This is a genomic window from Chryseobacterium sp. HNCC26DJ241 (assembly GCF_057180505.1).
The window spans coordinates 78347-84410 of record NZ_JBXUGL010000009.1 but is presented as its reverse complement, the minus strand read 5'-3'; the positions used below and the strand labels follow the sequence as shown (position 1 = coordinate 84410).

Sequence of the window (6064 nt, the reverse complement as noted above, 5' to 3'; positions counted from 1 at the left end):
AATGATTGGAAAGAAAATCTATTCAATAAAACTAAAACCGGACAAACTTATCATTTGTCCGGTTTTAAATTTTTATAAAAATCCTCCAAAATAAAGATTATATTTTATTTCGGAATTATTAACATCTGGAGATGGCGCATTGTGACCTATTAAAGTTCTATAATCATATGATTCATCAGCAGATCGATATTTTATAGTATAACTTAAACCCTGATATGTAAAAGTTTTGGATCTATTACCTGTCGGCCAATGATCTTTTTCAAATATGACATAATGTAGCGCAAAATTATTGTTATTAGCCATTATGAATGGAAGCTCAGTTCCTATATTAAGTTTCGCTACAGTTTGATTAACATAAACTGTACTTTGATTATTAACCTTTTTTCTAGTTACATTTGCGAGAATTGATTCAGCAAATCCTACATAATTATGAACACCAGAAGCGGCATAAAAATTACCTCCTTTTTGAATAAAAGCAATCATTGTAACTTCAGATTTACCTGCCAACCAACTTTCCTTATGTGCTTTTACAATCATTTCTGACATATTCAAATTATTAATATTTGCACCTGGAGGATTTGATCCCGACAATCCACCACCACCCGAATATGTATTTGGTCCTCTATTTTGTAAACTCACAAATATTACCACTTGTCCGTTTCCTGCTAATTCCTCAGCTAATTCTTCAGTTAATGGCTTTTCATATATTCGTTCTTCCTTATCAATTATTTCACCTTCAAATTCTGACTGTTTAGAATCCTCCATTCCTTCGAAAACAAAGATATCATCATAATTACCCACATTTGATAATTTTTCTGCATTGGGGAAATGAAAAATTATATCATAGTCCTCTTCTTCTAAACCTTGAAATGCAATATTGATTTCATTAATTTTTCTCTCGGTTTCTTCGCTTATAATGGCTCCATTATCCTTTGCAGACTTAATAATATCATTGAAAGCTATGGTGTTATCTTCGAATTTTAGTGAATTCGCTACTAAATCTCTTGTAGGAATTTCTAAATCTTTAATTATTCTTGCAGCCTCTTTTAGATAATATTTTTTATAAGCAATCTGCTCTTCCAAGCTGGCTTTTAAAATATACTCTTTATCAAATCCATTTTCTGTTGTTTTACCAGAAATATTGCTTCTAGTACTAGGAATTAATACTGAATCATTATCTGAAAATCTTGAATCGTTACAAGAAATAAGTAAAATTGAAAAAAATGCAATCTTTAAATATTTTTTCTTCATAATAGTGTAAGTGATATATTTTCATGCAAAATTATCTTATTAGTTTAATGAAAAACATCCCATAAAAACGTTATTTTTCATACAAAACAGATAATTTATAAAGATTGAATAAAAAATATTTAGAAAAATTAGAAAGAAGAATTCGGTTGTGTGAAACTTCTTTCTTTATATTTTACTGCATCCTGAAGAATATTGGCTTTGATTCCAATAAAGAAATCATACACTTTATATTGTCCGAAAGGAATCCAGTTAAAATTGATGGTAAAACTACGCTGATCTCTTGAAAAACCAAGCCTTGTATATGCTAATTCTTTAGTAATGAAATCATAGTGTGTACTTCCATTGATACTCCAGAATGGTGTTAGTTTTAGAGTTCCGTCTAATCCCATTGATGCTACTTTAGTTCCAAATTTTGTAAGCTGTCGAGTATATCCGTACTGGGCATTTACATTTAAAGTCCAAGGTTGGGTAAAATGCGCATAATTGTTTTCATCAAAATAATAATTTTCATTACGGATTTCACCTTTTGTTTTATAGGTTTTGGAAAGCTCTTCCTTTTTTCCAAAAATAGCTTCACTCAAAGGATAAGAAAGCTGCACATTAAATCCCTGAACTCTGAATTTTCCAAAATTTTCAGTTCGGGTTCCCGTAGTTTCTCCAGGTGCAAAAACTACTTCATAAGGATCTAAAACAAGCTGGGAATTAATATTTAATTTATTCTCAAATAAAGAAGTTTGCCCACTAAATGAAAAATTAGACCACTTGTATTTTTCAGCAGCAAAGTTATAACTGGTATTAAAATTCAGGCTTTCAAAAATTTTAAGTTTTTTAATTCCTGTAGAATCTTTTTTAGACCTGATCTTCATTTCCAAATTGTTAGAAATGCTTATTCCCATTGCCTGAACTAAACCTGAAGAAGGCGAACCGATAATTCCTTTATCAAAAATGGAATATTTTGTGAGTTCTCCCCTATCGTTATAATATTCTTTATAATATCCAAATTTTGGATCTCCAAAATCGGGAGAATAGGTAAAACTTAATTGAGGCGTCATCATGTGACGAATAGCTTGGATATTTGAATTCTTGTTAAATTTCAACATTCCGTAGAGTACAGTCTGCAAACTTGCCGAAGTAGAAAAAGTAGAATATCCTGCAATTTTCCTATTCAATACATCTTCTACTTTATTACTGATCGGATTATAACTCTTGGATAAAGTCTTCGTTGTTAAAGCATTATCAATATTTCCGGAAAGTGAAAATGTAAAATATTTTGCAATGGCAGTATTGGTACCAAGAGTAATATTATTTTTCAATCCGGTCTGCATTTTATCCCACATCGCTTTCGTAAACAATTCGTTCTCAGTAGTGGTGACATAATTATTTAGATTCAGACCTGTATTTACAGTAATATTTTCCAAAAGTCCTTGTCTCACTCCTCCATTTCTTGGTTTGAAAAGATAAAACTGATTAATTGCTACATTCATTTGGGGCAATCTTAAATCCGAATTTCCGGTAGAAAAATTTTGTGAATAGGATGCGTTTCCGGTAATTGTAACCGGAAGTCTTAAAAACCTTTTCGTAATGCTGATACTGGAGTTTTGCTGAGCATTTAAATTGTTTTGGTTAAATAAATAATTATTGTTTACCGTGTTATTATAAAATTTACTACTCACCATATCTACCGAAGCCGAAAACGTAAAATATGGATTTGCTTTGGTATCTTGTGAATGTCTCCATGCAATTCTGTAAGTTGCCACTTTTGAATAATCCGAAAGTCCTTTAATTCCTCTCACTGTAGCACCAATATCGGCAGAAAAACTCCCGGAATATTTATAATTCTTTTTATAATTCATTTCCGGCTTTAGATTCCAGCTTCCTTTTGTATAAATGTCTGCTAGAATTTTAAGATCAAAATGTTCCCCTATTGGCTGGTAATATCCAAGACTATTCAGAAAAAAGCCTACATCTTCCCTTTCCCCGAAACTTGGTATCAAAATTCCCGCAGAACGCTTATCCGAAAAAGGTAAAATAGCAAAAGGCATCACCAATGGAGTTGGAACTTGCTCAATATACATTTGGATTGGCCCCGTAATTACCTGAGATTTTTCTTTTCCTTTAATCAATTTGATATTTGGAGCAAGGAGATAATAATCTGCAATCGTATCTTTTTTCTTGATAAAATATTCATCCGTAGTGTATTTTCCTCTTTTCATAAAGAAAACAGAATCACTATATTTTTTGGTTTTTTCTGCCACAATTACTCCTTCACTTTCTTCCGTTCTGGCATTTAAAGCAATAGCTTGTTTTGTACGATAATTATAAGTAAATTCATCATACTCATACTTTTTTCCGCCTTGTGTAGCAATCGCCGGAATTTTTATTTTCCCTAAAGAATCCAATTCTCCTCTTGCGAAAATGAGACCTTTATCCCAATTTATTGAAATGTAATCTGCATCAATCTGCATATCCTGAAACTTCACCTGAGCTTTTCTATTCAGATATGTCATCTTTTTCGGAATATCATTCCGAATATTTTCTGCTTTGGAATTTACCACATCAGAAAGCTGTTCTTTCTTTACAATTGTGGTATCAGATTTGGATATAGTATCATTAACTATCACATTTTTAGGCAATTTTTTAGGATTATTTTGTGCTAAAAAATTGTTAAAAATTAGGATAATTAAAATTTGTAATATATTTTTGAAGCTGGTTTTGGCCAATTCTTATGATATCAATAATGGGGTCAAAATTAAAACAATTTTTATATTTAAAGATGATTACTCACAGATTTTATTTCAAAAAATACATTCTCTTTGTTTTTCTTGTTTTTTCAGTTCTTTTAAACGCGCAAAAAAAGTTCACTATTGTGCTGGATGCAGGACATGGAGGCAGTGATCATGGATCAAATAGAAATTATAGTGATTTGGGCAGTGTGGTAGAAAAAGACATTACATTATCCATTACATTAAAGCTAGGCAAAATATTGGAAAAGAATAAGGACTTTAAAATAATCTATACCCGAAAGATTGACGAATATCCTTCTCTGACTGACCGTACCAATCTTTCCAATCGCAGCAAAGCAGATTTGTTTATTTCAATTCACTGTAATGCCAATCCAAAAACAACACCTTACGGAACAGAAACTTTCGTAATGGGTCCTGCACAAAACAAAACCAATCTGGAAGTAGCCAAGGCTGAAAATGATGTTATTTTCTTAGATGAAAAAGATAAACAAACGTTCGCTTCTTACGATCCAAGCTCTCCGGAATCATTAATAGCACTAAAAATCCAACAAAGTAAATATCTGGAAAGCAGTTTGCTTTTCGGAAGTTTTGTAGAAGAAAATTTTGTAAATAAAGATAAAAGGCTTTCCAGAGGAGTAAAACAGCAAGACCTGCATGTATTGCGTCTCAATGCTATGCCTTCCGTTCTTATAGAAACCGGTTTTTTAAGCAACCATGATGAAGCAGCATATCTGATTTCAGATAAAGGACAAGATGAAATTGCCGAAAGTATTTATAATGCAATTTTAAGCTATAAAAAAGCAATGGACAGAAATGCAGAAGTAATAGTAAAAGAACCTGAAAAGCCTGAAGAAAAACCACTTTCCAATGATTTTAGAATTTTACTGATGAGTTCTCCCAATAAATACAATGATGGAGATACCGCTTTGAAAGGTTTGAATTATATCCTCACACTAAAAGAAAACGATCAATATAAATATTATTACGGAACCACAAATTTTGCTTCGATTCGGGACAATAATCTAAAAACAGCTAAAGATGCCGGATTTAAAAATGCAGTAGCTATCAGTTTTGTGCCCAACCAATCTTTAGGAACAGGATATTATACATTAGAGCTTATTGTAACAGAAGATAAATTAAGCAGTAATTCCTATATCCTAAACACTGTAAAAGATGTAAACCGTGAGAAAATCAGTGGCAAATTCTACTACACCTATGGAAATTTCAAAAAACTTGAAGATGCCATAAAAATAAAGAAAAATCTTGAAGAAAAAGGTCTCAAAAATATCGTAATTCAAAAAGTATTGAAATAAAACGTAAATATTCTGCAATATTTTCTAAATTTGCATTCTTAAAATAGGTTTGTTCTTTATGAAAATATTTAAAATTTTCTATAGCAAGCCAATTAAAAATGTAATTTAGTTGATATGCCTGATCTAAAAATTCAGGAAGCAAAACTGCTTTTTAAAAAAATACACGCAAACCCCAAAATCTATAATTTAGAAATTACGGATGGTGTTATTACAGGCTCTGATGAAAAAGTTTCTTTCAAGTTATATAAAAATGATGAAAGAGGAATTTTTGAAGTCAAAATTGACGGACTCACATTCACCAATTCTACCGGAGAATGGAACAATGCAGTAATTATGCTTGAAAACACTATCAAAAAAATTGAAAAGGAAAAAGAGCATCAGAAAGTAGAAGAAGCGTTGAATAAATTAAAAAATTATCTTTCTGAATAAATTTTTCAAAAAAAATTTGGAGGTTTAAAAAAAATGCATATCTTTGCAACCACATTTGAGAAACGAACATGGCAAATCATAAATCAGCATTAAAAAGAATCAGACAAAACGCAACAAGAAGACTGCGTAACAGATACTATCATAAAACTGCAAGAACAGCTATGAAAGTATTGAGAAATGAAGAAAGTAAGACAGCTGCTCAAGAGCAATTGCCGAAAGTAATTTCTTTGCTTGATAAATTAGCTAAGAAAAATATCATTCACAAAAACAAGGCAGCTAACTTAAAAAGTAAATTAACTAAACACGTTAATAAGTTAGCTTAAGAAT

At 31.1% G+C, this 6064-nt stretch carries 5 protein-coding genes; 3 read left to right on the top strand and 2 right to left on the bottom strand.

Going from position 1 to position 6064, the window contains the following annotated elements:
* Nucleotides 1-72: 72 nt before the first annotated feature.
* Both AC2A1C_RS06835 and AC2A1C_RS06830 read right to left on the bottom strand, forming a co-directional pair.
* Entirely contained in the window at nucleotides 73-1251 is a 1179-nt protein-coding gene (locus AC2A1C_RS06835; protein WP_484024648.1) for a hypothetical protein, read from the bottom strand.
* A 128-nt stretch (nucleotides 1252-1379) separates the two neighbouring features.
* Complete coding sequence (locus AC2A1C_RS06830) at nucleotides 1380-3971, bottom strand: putative LPS assembly protein LptD (RefSeq protein ID WP_484024647.1); 2592 nt, start codon at nucleotides 3969-3971, stop codon at nucleotides 1380-1382.
* Between the two features lie 53 nt (nucleotides 3972-4024).
* Between AC2A1C_RS06830 and AC2A1C_RS06825 the strand changes: the two genes are divergently transcribed.
* From AC2A1C_RS06825 to rpsT, 3 genes are all read left to right on the top strand, one after another.
* The gene (locus tag AC2A1C_RS06825; RefSeq protein ID WP_484024646.1) at nucleotides 4025-5308 is read left to right on the top strand and encodes an N-acetylmuramoyl-L-alanine amidase family protein; all 1284 of its coding nucleotides are present in this window, start codon (nucleotides 4025-4027) and stop codon (nucleotides 5306-5308) included.
* Nucleotides 5309-5422: 114 nt separating this feature from the next.
* A complete protein-coding gene (locus tag AC2A1C_RS06820; RefSeq protein WP_484024644.1) occupies nucleotides 5423-5737 on the top strand; it encodes a hypothetical protein in 315 nt (104 codons plus the stop codon).
* A 68-nt stretch (nucleotides 5738-5805) separates the two neighbouring features.
* Nucleotides 5806-6060, top strand: a complete 255-nt coding sequence (gene rpsT / locus AC2A1C_RS06815) for a 30S ribosomal protein S20 (RefSeq protein ID WP_484024642.1) — start codon at nucleotides 5806-5808, stop codon at nucleotides 6058-6060.
* Nucleotides 6061-6064 lie beyond the last annotated feature (4 nt).